This window comes from Halomonas marinisediminis (assembly GCF_004347715.1).
GTDB classification, from domain to species: Bacteria; Pseudomonadota; Gammaproteobacteria; order Pseudomonadales; family Halomonadaceae; genus Halomonas; species Halomonas icarae.
In genome coordinates, this window is the sequence record NZ_SLTR01000612.1 from 1 (window position 1) to 253 (window position 253).

General features: G+C 43.5%; 1 rRNA gene. It reads right to left on the reverse strand.

Annotation, left to right across the window (positions count from 1 at the left end):
* A 23S ribosomal RNA gene (locus tag E0702_RS17995) occupies positions 1–123 on the reverse strand; the annotation flags it as partial.
* Positions 124–253 lie beyond the last annotated feature (130 nt).

Sequence of the window (253 nt, forward strand, 5' to 3'; positions counted from 1 at the left end):
CCCATTCGGAAATCCCAGACTCAAGTGGCTTTTACTGCCTAATCTGGGCTTATCGCAAGTTAATACGTCCTTCATCGCCTCTGACTGCCAAGGCATCCACCGTGTACGCTTAGTCACTTAACCATACAACCCCAAAGAGTTTCGCGATGCGAATCTTGAGCTTGTTGTTAAACAACCAAAGTTGTCTCTCATTATTTGAATGAGCGAGAGACATTCGATTTTGCCCGACTCAATTTCGAATAATCACTTAAAA